This is a genomic window from Providencia sp. PROV189 (genome assembly GCF_028480065.1).
GTDB classification, from domain to species: domain Bacteria; phylum Pseudomonadota; class Gammaproteobacteria; order Enterobacterales; family Enterobacteriaceae; genus Providencia; species Providencia stuartii.
In genome coordinates, this window is record NZ_JAMPOG010000042.1 from 14,576 (window position 1) to 33,572 (window position 18,997).

16 protein-coding genes are annotated in these 18,997 nt (G+C 41.4%); 8 read left to right on the top strand and 8 right to left on the bottom strand.

Translation table 11 applies throughout. The features are described 5' to 3' along the window. Nucleotides 1-257 precede the first annotated feature (257 nt). A complete protein-coding gene (locus PR833_RS17860; RefSeq protein ID WP_014657511.1) occupies nucleotides 258-1,166 on the bottom strand; it encodes an EamA family transporter in 909 nt (302 codons plus the stop codon). Nucleotides 1,167-1,523: 357 nt separating this feature from the next. Here PR833_RS17860 and sugE point away from each other — a divergent pair, with 357 nt between their 5' ends. After that, the gene (sugE, locus tag PR833_RS17865; protein WP_014657512.1) at nucleotides 1,524-1,838 is read left to right on the top strand and encodes a quaternary ammonium compound efflux SMR transporter SugE; all 315 of its coding nucleotides are present in this window, start codon (nucleotides 1,524-1,526) and stop codon (nucleotides 1,836-1,838) included. A gap of 285 nt (nucleotides 1,839-2,123) precedes the next feature. Here the strand turns inward: sugE and PR833_RS17870 are convergent, their stop codons facing one another. Then, nucleotides 2,124-2,855, bottom strand: coding sequence for a GntR family transcriptional regulator (locus PR833_RS17870; protein ID WP_004925825.1), 732 nt, complete (start codon nucleotides 2,853-2,855; stop codon nucleotides 2,124-2,126). A gap of 241 nt (nucleotides 2,856-3,096) precedes the next feature. Here PR833_RS17870 and PR833_RS17875 point away from each other — a divergent pair, with 241 nt between their 5' ends. The 3 genes from PR833_RS17875 (at nucleotide 3,097) to PR833_RS17885 (ending at nucleotide 5,983) form a co-directional block, all read left to right on the top strand. After that, on the top strand, nucleotides 3,097-4,257 hold the full coding sequence (locus PR833_RS17875) for a mandelate racemase/muconate lactonizing enzyme family protein (RefSeq protein ID WP_004925816.1): 1,161 nt from the start codon (nucleotides 3,097-3,099) through the stop codon (nucleotides 4,255-4,257). 70 nt (nucleotides 4,258-4,327) lie between these two features. Then, nucleotides 4,328-5,626 (top strand): MFS transporter, encoded by a 1,299-nt coding sequence (locus tag PR833_RS17880; RefSeq protein WP_014657513.1) that lies wholly within the window; start codon nucleotides 4,328-4,330, stop codon nucleotides 5,624-5,626. Between the two features lie 30 nt (nucleotides 5,627-5,656). Further along, nucleotides 5,657-5,983, top strand: coding sequence for a cupin domain-containing protein (locus tag PR833_RS17885; RefSeq protein WP_014657514.1), 327 nt, complete (start codon nucleotides 5,657-5,659; stop codon nucleotides 5,981-5,983). Between the two features lie 790 nt (nucleotides 5,984-6,773). On the opposite strand, the gene frdD is transcribed toward PR833_RS17885, so the two are convergent. From frdD to frdA, 4 genes are read right to left on the bottom strand one after another with little or no spacing between them, the layout of a single operon-like run. Beyond that, nucleotides 6,774-7,127 (bottom strand): fumarate reductase subunit FrdD, encoded by a 354-nt coding sequence (frdD, locus tag PR833_RS17890; protein ID WP_004925804.1) that lies wholly within the window; start codon nucleotides 7,125-7,127, stop codon nucleotides 6,774-6,776. Nucleotides 7,128-7,142: 15 nt separating this feature from the next. Next, entirely contained in the window at nucleotides 7,143-7,538 is a 396-nt protein-coding gene (gene frdC / locus PR833_RS17895; RefSeq protein WP_004925800.1) for a fumarate reductase subunit FrdC, read from the bottom strand. A 14-nt stretch (nucleotides 7,539-7,552) separates the two neighbouring features. Beyond that, entirely contained in the window at nucleotides 7,553-8,287 is a 735-nt protein-coding gene (locus PR833_RS17900; RefSeq protein WP_004925796.1) for a succinate dehydrogenase/fumarate reductase iron-sulfur subunit, read from the bottom strand. Continuing rightward, on the bottom strand, nucleotides 8,280-10,076 hold the full coding sequence (frdA, locus tag PR833_RS17905; RefSeq protein WP_004925792.1) for a fumarate reductase (quinol) flavoprotein subunit: 1,797 nt from the start codon (nucleotides 10,074-10,076) through the stop codon (nucleotides 8,280-8,282). The genes PR833_RS17900 and frdA overlap by 8 nt, the downstream gene beginning before the upstream one ends. An 802-nt stretch (nucleotides 10,077-10,878) precedes the next feature. On the opposite strand from frdA, the gene epmA reads away from it, so the two are divergent. Further along, entirely contained in the window at nucleotides 10,879-11,856 is a 978-nt protein-coding gene (gene epmA / locus PR833_RS17910; RefSeq protein ID WP_072502745.1) for an elongation factor P--(R)-beta-lysine ligase, read from the top strand. Between the two features lie 44 nt (nucleotides 11,857-11,900). On the opposite strand, the gene glpQ is transcribed toward epmA, so the two are convergent. Continuing rightward, on the bottom strand, nucleotides 11,901-12,977 hold the full coding sequence (gene glpQ, locus PR833_RS17915) for a glycerophosphodiester phosphodiesterase (protein ID WP_036942962.1): 1,077 nt from the start codon (nucleotides 12,975-12,977) through the stop codon (nucleotides 11,901-11,903). 99 nt (nucleotides 12,978-13,076) lie between these two features. Continuing rightward, nucleotides 13,077-14,426 (bottom strand): glycerol-3-phosphate transporter, encoded by a 1,350-nt coding sequence (glpT, locus tag PR833_RS17920; RefSeq protein ID WP_072502746.1) that lies wholly within the window; start codon nucleotides 14,424-14,426, stop codon nucleotides 13,077-13,079. Nucleotides 14,427-14,855: 429 nt separating this feature from the next. Between glpT and glpA the strand changes: the two genes are divergently transcribed. The 3 genes from glpA to glpC are packed head-to-tail and all read left to right on the top strand — an operon-like array spanning nucleotide 14,856 to nucleotide 18,986. Beyond that, nucleotides 14,856-16,511, top strand: a complete 1,656-nt coding sequence (gene glpA, locus PR833_RS17925; RefSeq protein ID WP_072502747.1) for an anaerobic glycerol-3-phosphate dehydrogenase subunit A — start codon at nucleotides 14,856-14,858, stop codon at nucleotides 16,509-16,511. Beyond that, nucleotides 16,501-17,796: a glycerol-3-phosphate dehydrogenase subunit GlpB gene (glpB, locus tag PR833_RS17930; RefSeq protein ID WP_053109812.1), complete on the top strand. Its 1,296-nt coding sequence runs from the start codon at nucleotides 16,501-16,503 to the stop codon at nucleotides 17,794-17,796. The genes glpA and glpB overlap by 11 nt, the downstream gene beginning before the upstream one ends. Further along, nucleotides 17,793-18,986, top strand: coding sequence for an anaerobic glycerol-3-phosphate dehydrogenase subunit GlpC (glpC, locus tag PR833_RS17935; protein ID WP_014657520.1), 1,194 nt, complete (start codon nucleotides 17,793-17,795; stop codon nucleotides 18,984-18,986). Before glpB ends, glpC begins: the two co-directional genes overlap by 4 nt. The last annotated feature ends 11 nt before the right edge of the window (nucleotides 18,987-18,997 follow it).

The following is an 18,997-nucleotide window of genomic DNA, read 5'->3' on the forward strand; positions in this document are numbered from 1 at the left end:
GAGTTAACGGAAAGGCAAGATAGCTAAAACGTGAAACCTAACAGTGAGTAAAAATAAATTTCATAACTGTTATTAATATCACTAAATAATAGCAGTTAACTGGATTTTATTTCGATTTCAGCTAGAGGGAAAGCGATTGATTTGTGAGAAATGCTATTTATTTTCTTTATATTGCTATTATACGCTGGTGTAGTTGGTGCATATAAAGAGCGAAATCATAGGCAGAGCTTGAAAGTCTATACCCTGCCTAGTTTGGCTTAATGGCTTCTGATCCGTTGGATGAGCTTTTTACCAAATAAGGTAATAATCAGCCCAAACATGATGAGTATCAACCCAGCAAATTGTATGCTATTTATATGCTCATCAAGGAATAATGCACTGCTGCTTAGGCCGAATACGGGCACCAACAGAGAAAAAGGAGCAACCCGCCAAGCTTCATAGCGGCCTAATAGAACACCCCACAAACCATAACCCACAAAAGTAGATAGATAAGCAAGGTAAATGATGGTGCCAAATACTGACCAATTAAAATCAGATAGGCCTTGTACAATGGCCTCTTCACCTTCAAATAGCCATGAGCTTATTAAGAAAGGGATAATAGGGATAAGAGCACTCCAACTGACCAAGGAGAGTGCACTGCATTTTTCCTCTTGCTGATTGTGCATAATCATCCTATTGGTGATATTACCACATGCCCATGAAAGCCCTGCGATTAGCGTAAAAGTTAATCCTAATAATGGAATATCATCCAAGCCACCGGCTGTTGCACCTTTAGCCAATATTGTTAGCCCAACGACGGCAATTAGCATTCCTATGAAATGGGTGGCTTGTAGAGATTCTTTTAAGATGACGGCACCTAAGAGTAAGGTGAAAAAGGCTTGGGATTGTAAAATAACGGATGTGACCCCAGCGGGCATACCGACACGAATGGCACAAAAGAGGAAAGCAAATTGACCAAAGCTAATCGTTAACCCATACAAGAGTAATAATTTGAAGGGGATCTTTGGGCGTTTAAAGAAAAAAATAGCGGGAAATGCCACGAATATAAAACGCAATGCCCCTAATAATAACGGTGGAAGCGCGGTAACGCCGAGCTTAATGATCACGAAGTTAACACCCCAAATGATAACCACACACAGGGCGAGTAATATATCTTTGAAGCTCATGCTACTCTCAATGGCTGTCGTAAGTGAAGCTTTCTACTCTACCTCTGGTTGTATAATTTCGCGATAGAAATTTTAATACAGTACAAATATGTAAATTTCTATTGTTGATTGCAGCTAATTTGTTATTTTTTATTACTTGAGTTGGGGAAATTGAGGATTTATAATGATATTTCACTTCACGTTTTCAGGACGACCTGAATATGTACTCTAAACCGTTTGAAGTGCAGTAGAACGACAATAGAAGCATATAAACCGATACAATCGGGTTTAGTCGACAATACTGTAAGCCAAATATGGATGAGTGCACACGTTAATTAAATAATGGGGACGACCCCGGTTACATTCGGGAGAAAAGCAATGGCTTGGATCATCCTCTTATTTGCCGGTTTATTAGAAGTTGTTTGGGCCGTTGGCCTAAAATACACTCACGGTTTTACACGTCTTACCCCAAGTATTATTACAATCGTCGCGATTATTGCGAGTATGGGGTTATTAGCTTATGCAATGCGTGATTTGCCCGCAGGAACCGCTTATGCAATATGGACAGGTATAGGTGCTGTTGGTACGGCCATTGTCGGGATTATTTTCTTGGGTGAATCAGCCAATATATTCCGCTTACTTAGCCTTGGGTTAATTATTATTGGTTTAATTGGCTTAAAAGTTTCAAGCTAAAATAAATATGCTCGTCAATACGGGGGCAAATAGGCGCCCGTATTGACGGGAGATGATAAAGTTTCAATCAGTGAAAATGTGCCGAAAAATATAGACTAGAGGTTTGTGTTCTTTAGTACGTTGAAGATCCCAAATTCGCCGTTATATTTCCAAATCCTGTAGAAATAATTTCCCTGAGACATTTATTCATTAGTCAACATGCTCTTTTTCGGGTTAGGTGCTAGGTGTTTTCACTTGTGTGCTCATTAACACTGCCTCTTTATCAGGAAGCTATGCTAGGTTTACTTACTTGGGTTCTCTTTTTTTATCAATAGCTTGATTGAAGTTAATCTCTTTATTTTGATTGCGAATATGCTCTTTGATTTCAATTTCTAGAATATTGAGATCCCCTGAGCGTATTTTATCTAATAGCACTTTGTGCTCATCAATAATTTCTTCCATAGGCTTGGTAAAGGTTGATATCCCAATGATAATGGTCAACTGCTTAGAGACGTTTTCCCATAATGCGGTTAGGGTATTGTTACCGCTTAATTGGCATAATGTTCGGTGGAAATTCACGTCACAAAGCGAGAATTCATAGCTATCCGCTAATTTTGCTGCTCGCGCCATTTGCACAATACACTGGTTTAACTGTTCGATAGATTGTGGATCTAAATGCTTATTTTTGGCGATAAAGGTTTTAATAGCCTGTCGTTCTAATAGAATTCTGACTTCGATCAGTTCATCCAGCCTCTCTTCTGAAACAGGGGCCATTCGAATGCCTTTAAATGGCTCATTAATCACGATCCCTTGGCTTTCTAATACTCTTAAGGCTTCTCTAACAGGAACACGGCTGACATTCATTTTTTCTGCAATTTCTTTTTCAACAATACGATCCCCTGGCAGGATAAATCCACGGGTTGCCGCCTCAACAATTTTATCTACCACATCATCAGTGAGTGTCCTTGCTTTGATTGGCTTCCAGTAATCTTCTTGCGAGGTGATTTTCTGCGATTGTTGCCCTTTTCCAACTGTCATGATGTTTAGCCTATTAAATTTGTTACTAATCAAAGAATTAATTGGTAGTTGATTGCGCCTTTAATGCATCAAAATTATCACATTGGCCAGCAATAAACCAATAAAAAACCCACTATTGCGATATTTTTTCGAGGGGGAGATAAACCCAGAATGGATCACATATTCAACAATTGAATATTGTATACAATCTTACAATGTTGTTAAATGCTTCAAATTCAGTTAAGCAAGAGAAGGAAAAGACATGAACAACATGCTTGAAGATATAAAAATTACTGAAATTGTTGCCGTGCCTTTATTTGGGGAGAGCCCAAAAGGGGGATGGTCCAATGAAATCAAACCAGAAGATTCGATCCACGCCATTATTGCGGTGCACACTGATGCTGGCATCACGGGGTACGGCAGCGTATTCACTGATGGTCGCTTAGTTGAAGCCGCCATCCCTGTACTAGCATCTTTATGTATTGGTGAAAGTGCATTACAGCCAGAAAGAGTGTCTGAAAAACTTAGACAAAATACATTTTGGATGGGGCGCGGGGGAACGTTAACACATACGATTAGCGGCATTGATATTGCATTGTGGGACATTTTAGGTAAAGCAACAGGACTCCCCGTAAGTACGTTACTTGGCGGTAATTATCGTTCCAAAGTACAGCCGTATTGCTCTTTACTCATGGAAGAACCAGAGACGATGTTCAACGTGATCTCTGATTATAAAAAGCTTGGTTTTAAAGCATTTAAAATTGGTTGGGGCCCATTTGGACGTAACAATGATGCCAAATTAGATAGAGCAATTGTTGAGGCAGCAAGGGATGCGGCAGGTTACGAATCACACTTGTTAGTTGATGCGGGCGCAAGTGATGCATATTGGCCAAATGGCTTGAAATGGGCAATCCAAACATCGCATATGTTAGCGGAATATCAAGTTGGTTGGTTTGAAGAAGCGTTACGTCCGGATGACCTTGAGGACTTTAAAGTGCTGCGTAAAGAAAGCCCAGTGCCGATTGCGGGTGGTGAAGTGTTAACCCGTCGTCAATCTTTCTTACCATGGCTCTCTCAGGGGGCATTCGATATTGTTCAACCTGACGTGACGAAAGTGGGCGGCATTTCAGAGCAACGCCGAATCGCATGGCTGGCTGATGAGTTTGGTGTTAAGTATGTTGGACACGGTTGGAATACCGCAATGGGGCTGGCGGCCGACTTACAAATGGCTGCAGCCTTCCCACAAGTGGATTTTGTCGAGTTTATCGGTGGTAGCCAATATATTGATGGCATTGTTAAAACACCATTTAAAGTGGATGAGCAAGGGTATTTAACGATCCCAAAATTACCGGGGCTTGGTATTGAGCTAGACATCGATAAATTAGCGAAATTCACAGTTAATCCAGAGCGTTTGTTTAAGTAACTTCATATACATAAGCCAGATAGTGACAACACTATCTGGTTTCCTCTCCTTATTAAAAGGTATGGTTACGATGAAAAATAAGAACAAAGGTACAAAAATAAGGTTTTCGATAGCGATATTAATGACGCTTGCGATTGTTATTAATTACTTAGATAGAACTGTTATGTCTGCAGCAGCACCGACTATCTCAGAAGAACTGCAAATTTCGCCAGAGATGATGGGATGGATAATGTCGGCGTTTTTCTTGAGTTATGCATTATGCCAAATACCAGCGGGTTTTATTGCGGATAAATATGGTCAAAGAAAAACGTTGGCAGGGTCTGTGTTGTGGTGGTCATTAGCAACGGCTGCCACAGCATTAGCCAAAACACCACTGAGTTTTATTTCCACGCGAATTCTAATGGGAATGGGGGAAGCGGGGGCATATCCATGTAATAGTGGTATTGCGGCAAAATGGTTTCCAGATCGTGAACGCGGCAGAATAACGGCATTATTTGATAGTGGTTCTAAGTTTGGAACAGCGTTCGCAATGCCATTAGTGGTGTGGATCATTGCAAAATGGGGCTGGGAATCAGCATTTATTATTTGCGGCGCATTAGGGGTTCTCTGGGTTTTTGCATGGTTAAAGGTATATCACGATCCTGAACAACACCCAAAAATTAGTGCTGAAGAACTTGCTTATATTCGTGATGGGCAAATTAAAAAAGATGGTATTGATAATATCCAGCCGATGAAGTGGTATCAGTTGATCCGTTATCGCAATGTACAAGCTATGTGTATCGGCTTCTTTATGTTGGACTACGCCATTTATTTCTTTATTACTTGGTTCCCTGCTTATTTAATGATGGAACGAGGCATGAGTTTAGAAGAAATGGGATTTGCTGCCATGTTACCACCACTATGTGGGATCGCAGGTCAATGGCTGGGTGGTTGGACGACAGATTATCTGTATATTAAATATAATAATATCAACCTTGCTCGTAAATTACCGATTGTGGGCGGCATGCTGATTGCAACCAGTATCGCATTTTCGGGGTTAGTTGAATCTGTTACTTTAATGATGTTTTTACTGTGCTTATCTTATGCGGCACTCGCATTTGCAGCCTCAGCAATATGGTCTTTACCAGGAGATGTTGCACCACGAAATATGACGTCGGTCTTAGGTGGAATGCAAAGCGCTGTTTCTAACTGTGGCGGTATTTTAGGACCTATTGTGACTGGATATATTATTGCAGCAACCGGTTCGTTTATTTGGGCATTAATTGTATCTGGTATTGCTTGTGCAATAGGGGCATTGGTTTATTTAGTGATGTTAAGAAATATTAAGCCGATTACGCCTGATAATGAATCGTTAGAAAAATCAAATTAAACAGCTATATTATTTAAAGTTAAGGTCATAATGTTTATTTTCGATAAGGAAATAGAGGCAAAAAACATTGCCTCAGGTACGCGACGTAAGTTGTTCCCTGGCAGTGAAAATATGATGATAGCAAGATTATCTTTCACAGCCGGTACATCAGGTGACTTACACGCTCATCCACATGAACAAATGAGTTATATACTCAAAGGGAAATTTAGATATCAAGTGGGGCATGTGACTAAAGAAGTTGGAGAAGGTGATGTTGTTTATATTCCTTCAAATGAGAAACATCGCTGTGAATGTTTATCTAATGGTGAAATTTTAGATATATTCGTACCAATGAGAAAAGACTTTTTAGATAATTAAATCATTTTGCTAAATGATTAAAAATCTATTGATAAAATAGAGGGGATCTCAATGTCTAAAATTGGGATCCCCTCTCTATTTTTTAATAATTAAAATTGACCCATTAATTACATGATAAAAAACACAACCAGTAATAATCAAAGCAGTTTTATCATTGAGGGAAATACACTAACGTGATATCTCAGATATGTTATTTTTCTTCTTTATTGATTTTTCGCTGATTCAAGACAACAAGTCAAACATAAAAAAGTAAGCATAAAAATGGGGATAATCATAAACGGTGAATAAGGTGAATATTGTCTGGTAATCTTGCCGATAATAGATGTAGCAATTAACTTAACAGGAATGCGGCACCTTATTAATTAAATCTCTCAGTAGGTTGAGAAGGCTGTTACATCTGTTATCAATGAGACTCTGTAACAGGGAGCAAAAGAATAGGATGATGCTCTTATTTATTGGGCCATTTCCCGAGAATTGGTGAGAAAAATAATAGCCCAAGATGTTGAGTGCCAATAGGACACCCTAGTGTTGGGTTAAGCCGTTGCGTCGAACATATTGATTTACGCAATAGTGGATAATACAGGTATCGTCAAATCTAGTTTGGATAGCACCATGTAGGGTAATCATTCATGCCATAGCAGATTTATTGAAATCGCTAGTTTTGATAAAGAAACGGTCATTACAGTAGCCAGAGAGCGGCTTAATAACGTGGAAATAGAAAGGGAGATGAGAGGCAGTATAATGAAAAATCCCTCATAGCGGTGAGGCATATGAGGGATCAGGAAAGCTGTTACAGAGCAATGACACCAATAATAGCGATCACGCTAATAATCGCCGCACCACCATAAAATACCCATTTTGATGCTGGGACATGCACTTTAAAGTCGTGCAGTGTGTGGTGAATACGGTGCATAGCACACCATACTGGTAGAATTATCATGAGCAGTAAGAAAATACGCCCGATAAAGCTTTGGCAGAATGCGACAATACGCTCATAGCTTAGCATTTCAGGTGCAACACCTAATGGGATTAATATTCCCAAGAGAATGATGATAGCAGGTCCAACAATGGCACTCCACATACCACCGGCACCAAATAATCCCCAGAAAACCGGTTCATCGGAACGTTTAGGCGTTAGATTCATCAGATCCTCCGTTGATTAAAATAGCAGTGCGATCGCTAAAATCGCTGCCGTAACTAAGATCGTTAATGCCCAAAAACCTTTAACAATTGGCTCTTGTGACATTTTTTTATCACCAACGATAATACTGACGGCTTTTGGAGCTAGATTAAACCATGTTGTGGTATGAAGTAGCGTCGCAGCCAGTGTAATAATGTTGATAATAATGACGATTGGATTACTTAAAAATCCAACAAAGCTTGCCCAAGATTCTGGACCACCTTTTAATGCGAATACGCCGAATAACACTAAAAGGCTAAACCATAGCTGAAGAACGGAGGTACTTTCACGTACGATGTAAAAGCGGTAGAAACCTAACTTTTGCCACCAGTCGCCCTTCATTTCCCTTACATAGGGTTTACGTTTTGTAGTCATGACTTCAATTCTCCTTATCGTGGCTTCAGCATGGCGATAATAAAGTCTTGCGCGCTGGCTGCTTTCGCTTGCTGGATTGCAGCTGCTGGGTCAACATGCTTAGGACAGACTTCAGAGCAGTAGCCTACAAATGTACAGCTCCAGACACCATCATCACCGTTCAATAATGGCATGCGTTCTTTTGCTCCGTGGTCACGGTTATCTAAGTTGTAGCGCTCAGCCAAGGTAATTGCAGCAGGACCAACAAATTCAGGATTCAAACCAAACTGTGGGCATGCGGCATAGCACAAGCCACAGTTAATGCATCCAGAGAACTGATGGTATTTTGCCATCTGTGCCGGAGTCTGCTTATTCGGACCTTCTGAAGGCTTACGATCGTTACCAATGATATAAGGCTTGATAGCTTCTAAGCGCTCAATAAAGTGAGTCATATCAACCACCAGATCACGCTCGATCGGGAAGTTGCCTAGCGGTTCTACCTTCAACCCTTCAGGGTAGTCACGTAGGAAAGTTTTGCACGCCAGTTTGGGAACATTATCAACCATCATGCCGCAAGAACCACAAATCGCCATACGGCAAGACCAGCGATAAGACAGATCAGGCGCAAGGTTATCTTTGATATAACCTAAAGCATCCAGCAATGAGGTTTGCTCATCATAAGGGACATCATATGCCACTAAATGGGGCTCATTATCCGTTTCAGGATTGTAGCGCATGATCTCCATTTTTAAGTGTTTCATATCATCCATTAGCTTGCTCCTTGTTTGCCTTCTCTTGAGCTTCAGCTTCTGCACCATAAACACGTTTTGCTGGCTGAGATTTAGTAATCTTCACATCACTGTATTCAAGACGAGGTGCGCCTTCTGGGTTATAGAATGCCAATGTGTGTTTTAAGAAATTCACATCATCACGTTCAGTGCAGCCTTCGTCGAGACGTTGGTGTGCACCACGAGACTCTTTTCGATTGAGTGCGGAGTGTGCCATACATTCGGCAACATCTAAGCCAAATCCAAGCTCAATGGTATACAACAGATCGGTATTGAAAACGCTGCTATGGTCGGTAATTTCAACGTGTTTAAAGCGCTCTTTCAACTCTGCAATCTTATCAATGGTTTTTTGCATTAATTCAGGGGTACGGTAAATACCGCAGCCTTCTTCCATTGACATACCCATTTCATCACGGATTTTCGCCCAACTTTCTTTACCTTTTTGGTTGAGAAGTTTGTTCAGATTATCTTCGATATCACGAGTACGTGCTTCAATAGCATTTGCATTCGCTGGGGTTGCTTCTGCTGCATGTTTTGCGGCTTGCTCACCCGCTAAGCGACCGAATACAACAAGCTCAGCTAATGAGTTAGAGCCTAAACGGTTTGCACCGTGGAGACCGACAGAAGAACATTCGCCAACAGCAAATAAGCCTTTGATGCGAGTTTCACAGTTTTGATCTGTTTCGATACCCCCCATCGTATAGTGAGCGGTCGGACGAACAGGAATTGGATCAGTGACTGGGTCAACACCGACATAAGCTTTTGCTAGTTCGCAAATGAAAGGTAGGCGTTCATGTAGTTTTTCTGCACCAAGATGACGTAAATCTAGATAGACAACATCACCACGATGGGTACTAATTGTGCGGCCAGCACGCCATTCATGCCAGAACGCTTGTGAAACTTTGTCACGAGGACCGAGTTCCATATATTTGTTTTCAGGTTTACCGAGTGGCGTTTCGGGGCCCATTCCGTAATCCTGTAGATAGCGATAGCCATCTTTATTGACAAGAATACCGCCTTCGCCGCGGCAACCTTCTGTCATTAAGATACCAGAACCAGGTAGGCCAGTTGGGTGATATTGAACAAACTCCATATCACGCAGTGGTACGCCATGTCGGAAAGCCATGCCCATACCATCACCAGTTACAATACCACCATTAGTATTATAGCGGTAAACACGTCCAGCACCGCCAGTTGCCATGACGATAGAATTGGCACGGATTTGAACCTTTGTGCCTTCCATCATGTTGAGTGCGACAAGACCGCGAACTTGGCCTTCATCGACGATGATATCTAGGACAAAATGTTCGTCAAAGCGTTGAATTTGAGGATATTTTAATGAGGTTTGGAAGAGGGTATGGAGCATATGGAAGCCAGTTTTATCGGCTGCAAACCATGTACGTTCAATTTTCATACCGCCAAAACGACGGACGTTAACTGAACCATCTGGTTTACGGCTCCATGGACAGCCCCATAGTTCCAGTTGAGTCATTTCTGTTGGGCAGTGTTCGACGAAATATTCGACGACATCTTGCTCACACAGCCAGTCTCCACCAGCAACCGTATCATTAAAATGATAGTCATAGGAGTCATGGGCCTGAGTTACTGCGGCTGATCCCCCCTCGGCAGCCACGGTATGGCTACGCATAGGGTAAACTTTTGAGATCAGAGCAATCTTGATGTTGGGATTTGCTTCTGCGGCAGCAATCGCTGCACGTAAGCCTGCGCCCCCGGCCCCGATAATCGCTAGATCGGCATTGAAGGTTTGCACTGCGCTTCTCCATTGTTCAAGTGTAAATTGATAAATTCTTTTAAATACTTTTGATACTTAGCTATCTGCTTGTCAGTGCCACGTAATGTGATACTGCAAAAACTCTCTTTTTTAATAGTAAATAATATAATAGCTAATAATGACTTATCATGCTTTGAATTATAGCGAATAGTCCTCATGATAAATTTGATATAGAGGGGGGTTTTAGGTGATTTAGCCTATAAAGTGTGATCTATGCCAAGTTTTTATTAATTGTTTTTTCATACGTGGCATTTTAAGTATGGTGATGAGTAAAAAAAACATAAATTCAAATAATTACCATCATCTTTAGCAAAATGGATGGAGGGAAAATCTATTTGTACGATTGGGAATCGACTGGCCTAAAGAGAATAATAACAAAAATGTTGTTAGCTTGTATTTTTTGTCCTAAAGATTTACACAAAAATTAAATACAGTATGTTTGTGCTGTTATTTCTGACGTTTCCTTTCACGAAATAATAACCTATTTGTTTATTAATAATGAATGTCATTTATAACATCAGGTTAACATCATATTAGAAATAATCATGATTACTTTCTCAAGTTGACTTAAGGATTAATGGTATAAAAACGTTTTTTTGCTTAATCGATTGAAGCCGAGGATAATCACGCATTATTTCGCTCACCTTGCTATATTTTTGTTTGTCTACAGCGATTATTACGGCAGCTTATACATCAATTACATTTGATTAGTGCGAATGGATTGTTTGTCAGGCAAGAGGTGAGTAAACTGCACGACTGTGTTTATTTTGGAGTTATATTAATGAGTGAAGTAGCGGACTGGCAGCCAAGCGCACCCATCGCTAACCTACTACAGCGAGCAAAAATCATCGCTGAAATTAGACGTTTTTTTACAGAGCGCTGTGTGCTTGAGGTTGAAACTCCTGCCATGAGTCAGGCGACCATCACAGATATTCACCTTGTACCTTTTAATACCCGCTTTGTGGGGCCCGGTGCAGCACAAGGGGTCGATCTCTATTTGATGACCAGCCCCGAATACCACATGAAACGTTTATTGGCAGCGGGCAGTGGACCAATCTACCAACTCTGTCGTAGTTTTCGTAATGAGGAAGCAGGGAGACACCACAACCCTGAGTTCACGATGCTTGAATGGTATCGCCCACATTATGATATGTACCGTTTAATTAATGAAGTGGATGACTTGCTTCAACAGGTGCTGGATTGTGAAAGTGCTGAATTACTTTCTTATCAACAAGCCTTTTTACGTCATTTAGATATCGACCCTCTCTCGGCAGAAAAAAGCGAGTTAAAAGAAGTCGCTGCTCGGTTGGATTTGAGTAATGTCGCTGAGCACGAAGAAGATAAAGATACACTGTTGCAACTGTTATTTACGATGGGCGTAGAGCCTCATATCGGTAAAGAAAAACCAGTTGTGGTGTATCATTTTCCTGCAACTCAAGCATCTTTAGCAGAAATTAGTACTGAAGATCATCGTGTTGCAGAACGTTTTGAAGTTTATTTTAAAGGTATGGAATTGGCGAATGGCTTTCGTGAATTAACCGACGCGAAAGAGCAACGCCAGCGTTTTGAGCAAGATAACCGTCGACGTGCAGCCTTGGGGTTGCCTGTTCATCCAATTGATGAGCATTTGCTTGCTGCGCTAACCCATGGCTTACCTGAGTGCTCTGGTGTGGCTCTTGGCGTCGATCGTTTGATTATGATTGCGTTAAAGGCTGAAAAGATCAGTGATGTGATTGCTTTCCCTGTCACAATCGCTTAACAGTGTAGATTGCAGCCAAAGGGCTGCAATCTGCTTTTTAGTGATTATGGATGCTGTTTCTGTTTTTGGAGAAACTGTACACCTAAGTCAGGGAAATCAGTGAATGCACCATCTACGTCAGCTTGATTGTAGATAATATCAAAGAGTTGTTGTCCATCCTTAGCGTATTTTGGCAATTTATCGACCCGGATAGTATAAGGGTGTACCGCCATATTATTGGCATGGGCATCTTTTACCATACCCGTCAGTTTAATATTGTTAGGTGTTGAATCTTCACTAACCAACATATGGTAGTCAGGACCAATACCATCTGCATATTTAGCGACTTCCTTCATTGAGCCGGGTTTAAACATCCAATCATAACTATAGTTAACCCAAGTTCCATCTGGTTTCTGTTCTTGTGTTTCGTTCCAGTCAGTGTAGGCAATCAGCTGGATAAGTTTTAAATTCATCCCCATTTCAGGCATTAAGGTGTTCTTAATACGCTTGAGTTCATTTGCATCAAAGCATTGAAGGTAAACATTCGAGTTTTTATCGGTATAACCATACTGTTTCAAGACTTCGAGTGTTTTTTTCGTAATATCTTTGCCTTCTTGCTGGTGGAACCAAGGGGCTTTAATTTCAGGGTAGATACCAATATTTTTCCCTGTCGATTTATTCAGACCTTGAACAAATTCGATTTCTTCTTGGAAGGTATGGATCCGAAAATCAGATTTGCCCATGGGGAAGCGGTTAGGGTAGCTCTGAACCTTCTTGCCATCGACAATATCAAACCCTTCAGTGAACTTTAATGATTTGATTTCATCAAGAGTAAAGTCGATAGCATAATAGCGGCCGTCTTGACGTGCTCGATTAGGAAAACGCTCAGCGACGTCTGTCACGCGATCAAGGTAATGGTCATGAAGTACCACTAACTCATTGTCTTTAGTCATGACTAAATCTTGTTCAAGAAAGTCGGCGCCTTGCGCATAAGCCATCGCTTTTGCTGGTAATGTATGTTCTGGTAGATAACCACTGGCACCACGGTGTGCGATCACGACTTTCTCGGCGGCTTGTGCCACCGCTGAAGCTGACATCACTAAAACCATACTTGCCACCAATGTTTTTAATGGGAAGTGCATGATTGTATCTCCTTGTCACTTTTTTGGTAAAAAAAGGGCTATATCGTTTTTTGATATAGCCCAGAGCTTAGTGCGTTAACGTGAATCTTTAATGAAGTGTTAGTTCATTTTCGCTAATTCACGTTTGTGTTTAGATTCGCTAATCATCACAATAAAGAGTAAAACTACAGCGAGTGCAGAGCCACCGATCATGACGGCAAAGCCACCGTTCCAACCGAAGGTATCAACAGTATATCCGATAATAATGCTTGCTAGAGCAGAGCCTCCAAGGTAACCAAACAATCCAGTAAAGCCAGCCGCAGTCCCCGCTGCTTTTTTTGGTGCCAGTTCAAGAGCATGCAGGCCAATCAACATAACAGGGCCGTAGATTAAGAAACCGATAATTATCATACAAGCCATATCAACGTTTGGATTACCGGCTGGGTTCAACCAGAATACAATCGTAGCAATTGTAACTAAGAGCATGAAGAAGACGCCTGTTGCTCCGCGGTTACCGCGGAAGACTTTATCAGACATCCAACCACACAGTAATGTTCCTGGAATTCCTGCATATTCATATAAGAAGTAAGCCCAAGAAAATTCTTTTATGTTGAAATGCTTAGCTTCTTGTAGATAGCTTGGTGACCAATCCAAAATTCCATAGCGTAGTAAGTATACAAATACGTTCGCAATAGCAATCATCCATAACAGTTTGTTTGGGAAAACATACTTCATGAAAATTTCTTTTGCTGTTAGTTCTTGCTCATCAGATGCTTTATAATCTGTAGGGTAGTCATTTTTGTATTCTTCGATTGGGGGAAGACCGCAAGATTGTGGGGTATCACGCATGAGTGCGAATGCTATTAGTGCAACGATGATGGCAGCGAAAGCTGGCATATAGAATGCCGCTTTCCAGTCATTAAACCATGCCATACCTAACATAAATAGCAACGCTGGAATGCCGCCTCCAACATTATGCGCACAGTTCCAAACTGAAACGATACCACCTCGTTCTTTTTGTGACCACCAGTGCACCATAGTACGACCGCAAGGTGGCCATCCCATACCTTGGAACCAGCCACATATAAATAGCAGCCCAAACATGATCCAAACACCAGAAGTTGCCCATGGTACAAAGCCCATAATCAGCATTACGGAAGCGGCTAGTATCAAACCTGCTGGCAAAAAGTAACGAGGGTTTGCACGGTCAGAAAATGACCCCATGATAAATTTAGAAATACCATAGGCAAATGAAATTCCCGATAAGGCAAAACCTAGCTCACCTTTTGTGAAACCTTGTTCGGTTAAGGCAGGAATAGCAAGGGCAAAATTTTTTCTTACCAAATAATAGGCAGCATAACCCAAAAAGATCCCGATAAAGATTTGCCAGCGTAGTCGGCGATAGACTGGATCTATCTTTTCTGCTGGCAACCTCGATATATGAGGTGCTGGCTTAAAAATGCTTAACATATAGCCTCCGATGGCTTATTAATCGTTATTTACTCTTATCTCTTATATTTTCTATATAAAAGACTGTGAGTGTTTATTCTTGATAGAGTGATAAAAACGAAAGTATTCGAATTTAATTTCGAGCAATTTCTTTCATAAGTGCTCTTATGATAGTCATAAAAAAACATTCTATCTGTAATCTACTGCACAAATATCTGTTTTATTTATGGGAGGCATAGTTAAAGTCATTTAAGGAGGAAAAGAAACCATAACAGATGAAATTATTGTGATTAACATCACGAATTTTGTCTTTTTATCGCTAATTTTGGTTTGATTGCTTTCGTTTTTGTTCCTTATCAAACATCAAGCACGTTTCTTGTCTATATTTAGTTATAGATTATAAAAATAGACCATACTAAAAGTAATGTTGATTAATGTGAGGAATGCGACATGAATGGCTCATCTGTGACTGAAACGGATGTCATCATTATCGGTGGTGGCGCAACAGGTGCAGGTGTTGCTCGTGATTGCGCCCGCCGAGGATTGAAAGCAGTTTTACTCGAAAGGCATGATATTGCAACAGGCGCAACAGGACGCAACCACGGCTTGCTACATAGTGGTGCTCGCTATGCTGTCACGGACGGGGAATCAGCAAGAGAGTGTATTGAAGAAAACAAGATACTAAAACGTATTGCACATCATTGTATTGAGAAAACTGACGGTTTATTTATTACGTTGCCTGAAGATTCTCTCGAATACCAACAGCAATTTATTCAAGCTTGCCAAGCGGTAGGTATTGATGCTCATGCTCTCGACCCCGCAGAAGCGATCCGCCTTGAGCCGTCAGTCAATCCCCAATTGATCGGTGCTGTGAGAGTGCCTGATGGTACTGTTGATCCTTTTCGTTTAACCGCAGCTAATATGCTGGATGCTCGCGAACATGGTGCGAAAGTGCTCACTTATCATGAAGTCATCGGACTAATTCGAGAAGGTGATAAAGTACGCGGTGTAACAGTTTACGATCATCAAGCTAAACAACAATATGATATTTATGCTGAAATTGTGGTTAATGCTGGGGGGATTTGGGGACAAAAAATTGCGGAATACGCAGATCTGAAAATCAAAATGTTCCCTGCAAAAGGTGCGCTTCTGATCTTAGGCCACCGATTAAATAACATGGTTATTAACCGCTGCCGCAAGCCTGCTGATGCGGATATTTTGGTACCTGGAGATACGATTTCACTGATCGGCACAACATCGACACACATCGAATATGATCAAATTGATAATATGTATGTGACACCGGAAGAGGTCGATATTTTGATCCGCGAAGGTTCAATGCTCTCACCCGCATTAGCGAAAACACGCATATTGCGCGCTTATGCGGGGGTTAGGCCACTAGTTGCCAGCGATGATGATCCTTCTGGACGTAATGTGAGTCGCGGTATTGTGTTGTTGGACCATGCGAAACGCGATGGCCTTGAAAACTTTATCACAATTACTGGTGGTAAATTAATGACTTATCGCCTCATGGCAGAATGGGCAACAGATAAAGTGTGTGAAAAATTAGGGCATACCGCCAAATGCACTACAGCAGATGCCCCTTTACCAGGGTCGCAACATAGTGCTGAAGAGGCACTGCGTAACGTTATTTCAATTCCTGCCCCCATTCGTGGTTCTGCAGTCTATCGTCATGGTGACCGTGCTACCGCGATATTAACGACCGATAGACTAGATAAGAGCCTTGTTTGTGAATGTGAAGCGGTTACCGCAGGTGAAGTACGTTATGCTGTTAACTCATTAACAGTTAATAACTTACTTGATTTACGGCGTCGGACTCGCGTTGGCATGGGAACATGCCAAGGTGAGTTATGTGCTTGCCGAGCCGCTGGGTTATTAAACCGTTTTAATGTGACAACACCACATGAAACCGAACAGCAGCTAGGACATTTTTTGAATGAGCGTTGGAAAGGCGTAAGACCTATCGCTTGGGGGGATGCATTGCGAGAAAGTGAATTTACTAGTTGGGTTTACCATGGCTTATGTGGCATGAATGAAAGTACCTTAGATAAGGTTTCTAACGAGGAGGCTGACCATGAAATATGATGCAGTCGTGATGGGCGGGGGGCTCGCTGGGCTTATCTGTGGTATTCGCTTAACTCAATCAGGTTTATCTTGTGCTATTGTGAGCGCAGGGCAAAATGCGTTGCACTTTTCATCTGGCTCTTTGGATTTATTAACGCATTTACCCGATGGCCAAAGCGTAGAAAAACCATTAGATGCCCTAGATAAACTGAGTGAGCAGGCGCCAGAACACCCGTATAGCCGGCTTGGTAAACTTTCGGTGATTAAACTCACTCATCTTGCAGAGACACTATTACAGCAAAGTGGTGTGAAACTTAAAGGTTCTAGCGATGAAAATCATTATCGCATAACGCCATTGGGTCATAAGCGCCTAACATGGTTGAGTCCTGAGTTTGTGCCTACAGTTAACCTCCATAAAAAAATGGATATGGGAAAAATAGCGGTTGTTGGTATTGAAGGTTTTTTAGATTTTCAGCCGCAAATGGTGTCTGATGAGTTGCAAAGAGAGGGAGTCAGTGCGAGTGCTTATTATGTTCATTTGCCGCTCCTTGATAGACTTAGAGAAAACCCCAGCGAATTTAGAGCTATCAATGTGGCACGTTGGTTAGATAGGCCTGAAAACATGGCGCAAATAGTGGCTGAAATAGCACCACTAGTCGTTGATTCTGATACTATTTTTATGCCAGCGTGTATCGGATTAGATAGTGAAGAGCCTTTGCTTGAGCTACAAAAGCAGCTTGGTAAACCCATCTACTTGTTGCCTACATTACCCCCTTCATTACTGGGGATCCGATTGCATGAGATGCTGTTACGTCAATTTCGCCGTCAAGGTGGGATCATCATGCCGGGTGATAAGGTGACTTCAGTGAATTGTATTGGGTCACGCATAGAATCAGTGAATACACGTAATCATGGTGATATTTCACTCAAGGCTTCTCAGTTTGTCTTAGCCACCGGCAGTTTTTTTAATAATGGGCTTGTTGCTGAGTTCGATCGTATTTATGAGCCATTAATGAACCTTGATTTATGCCATATTCCTCAGCGTGCACAGTGGACCAATAAAGCATTTTTTGCTTCACAGCCATATATGACGTTTGGTGTTCAAACAGATGAGCATCTACGGGCACAAAAAGAGGGGCAAACTTTCGAAAATCTCTATGTGGCAGGCGCGGTTTTAGGCGGTTTTGACCCTTTAACTGAAGGTTGTGGTGCGGGAGTTTCATTGATAAGTGGCTTACATGCAGCAAATGAAATTGTGGGCTATTTTGAACGACAAAGAACCATGCAGGCGGAGGTGGCGCAATGAGTATTCAGGATGCAAGCTTTGAAAGTTGTATTAAATGTACTGTTTGTACGACCTATTGCCCTGTAGCGAAAGTTAATCCGTTATATCCTGGGCCAAAACAAGCGGGTCCTGATGGTGAGCGTTTACGTTTAAAAGACCCAATGTTATATGATGAGGCATTGAAATATTGCACTAACTGTAAACGTTGTGAAGTTGCATGCCCATCGGATGTTAAAATAGGCGATATTATTGCTCGTGCTCGTAATACATACAGCCAACAAAAGCCGAAATTACGTGATGCAATACTCAGTCATACCGATTTAATGGGATCACTATCGACACCTTTTGCTCCAGTGGTAAATACCATCACGGGGCTAAAACCAGTTCGTCAAATTCTCGATAAAGCTTTAAAAATTGACCATCGTCGGGAGTTGCCTAAATATTCCTTTGGAACATTTAGACGTTGGTATGCAAAACAAGCGGCGGAACAACAAAAATTTGCAGAGCAAGTTGCCTTTTTCCATGGTTGCTATGTCAATTATAACCATCCACAGCTCGGTAAAGACTTAATTAAAGTGTTTAATGGAATGGGAATTGGCGTTCAACTATTAAAACGCGAAAAATGTTGTGGTGTGGCGTTAATTGCGAATGGCTTTATGAAACAAGCTAAGCGGCAAGCAAATGTTAATTTAGAATCGCTACAAGAAACCATCCTTGAGAAACATATTCCGGTTGTTGCAACGTCATCGACGTGTACTTTTACACTCCGTGATGAGTATACACATGTTTTAGATGTCGATACCTCACAAATGCGCGATAACATTGAATTAGCAACACGTTATATCTATCGCTTATTAGAGCAAGGCCGAGAGCTTAAACTCAAGCATACACCTCTGAAAGTGGCTTATCATACGCCTTGTCATATGGAAAAAATGGGTTGGACATCATACACATTGGAGTTGATTAAGCGTGTACCTGGCGTTGAATTGATCGTACTCGATTCTCAATGTTGTGGTATTGCAGGAACATACGGCTTTAAAAAAGAAAACTATGAAGTTTCTCAAGGGATTGGCGCAGGGTTATTTCGCCAAATTGAAGACAGTGGGGTTGATATGGTGATTACAGATTGCGAAACCTGTAAATGGCAGATAGAGATGTCGACCAGTAAAAAATGTGAACACCCGATAAGCCTGTTAGCCAAAGCATTATAATAAAAATAATG

Bases quoted from the DNA above. Each gene is read 5' to 3' on its own strand.
- PR833_RS17885 (WP_014657514.1), top strand. From the start codon at position 5,657: ATGTTTATTTTCGATAAGGAAATAGAGGCAAAAAACATTGCCTCAGGT.
- glpQ (WP_036942962.1), bottom strand. From the start codon at position 12,977: ATGCACTTCCCATTAAAAACATTGGTGGCAAGTATGGTTTTAGTGATG.
- sugE (WP_014657512.1), top strand. From the start codon at position 1,524: ATGGCTTGGATCATCCTCTTATTTGCCGGTTTATTAGAAGTTGTTTGG.
- epmA (WP_072502745.1), top strand. From the start codon at position 10,879: ATGAGTGAAGTAGCGGACTGGCAGCCAAGCGCACCCATCGCTAACCTA.
- PR833_RS17880 (WP_014657513.1), top strand. From the start codon at position 4,328: ATGAAAAATAAGAACAAAGGTACAAAAATAAGGTTTTCGATAGCGATA.
- frdD (WP_004925804.1), bottom strand. From the start codon at position 7,127: ATGAATCTAACGCCTAAACGTTCCGATGAACCGGTTTTCTGGGGATTA.
- PR833_RS17875 (WP_004925816.1), top strand. From the start codon at position 3,097: ATGAACAACATGCTTGAAGATATAAAAATTACTGAAATTGTTGCCGTG.
- PR833_RS17860 (WP_014657511.1), bottom strand. From the start codon at position 1,166: ATGAGCTTCAAAGATATATTACTCGCCCTGTGTGTGGTTATCATTTGG.
- glpB (WP_053109812.1), top strand. From the start codon at position 16,501: ATGAAATATGATGCAGTCGTGATGGGCGGGGGGCTCGCTGGGCTTATC.
- frdC (WP_004925800.1), bottom strand. From the start codon at position 7,538: ATGACTACAAAACGTAAACCCTATGTAAGGGAAATGAAGGGCGACTGG.
- glpC (WP_014657520.1), top strand. From the start codon at position 17,793: ATGAGTATTCAGGATGCAAGCTTTGAAAGTTGTATTAAATGTACTGTT.
- glpA (WP_072502747.1), top strand. From the start codon at position 14,856: ATGAATGGCTCATCTGTGACTGAAACGGATGTCATCATTATCGGTGGT.
- glpT (WP_072502746.1), bottom strand. From the start codon at position 14,426: ATGTTAAGCATTTTTAAGCCAGCACCTCATATATCGAGGTTGCCAGCA.
- PR833_RS17900 (WP_004925796.1), bottom strand. From the start codon at position 8,287: ATGGATGATATGAAACACTTAAAAATGGAGATCATGCGCTACAATCCT.
- PR833_RS17870 (WP_004925825.1), bottom strand. From the start codon at position 2,855: ATGACAGTTGGAAAAGGGCAACAATCGCAGAAAATCACCTCGCAAGAA.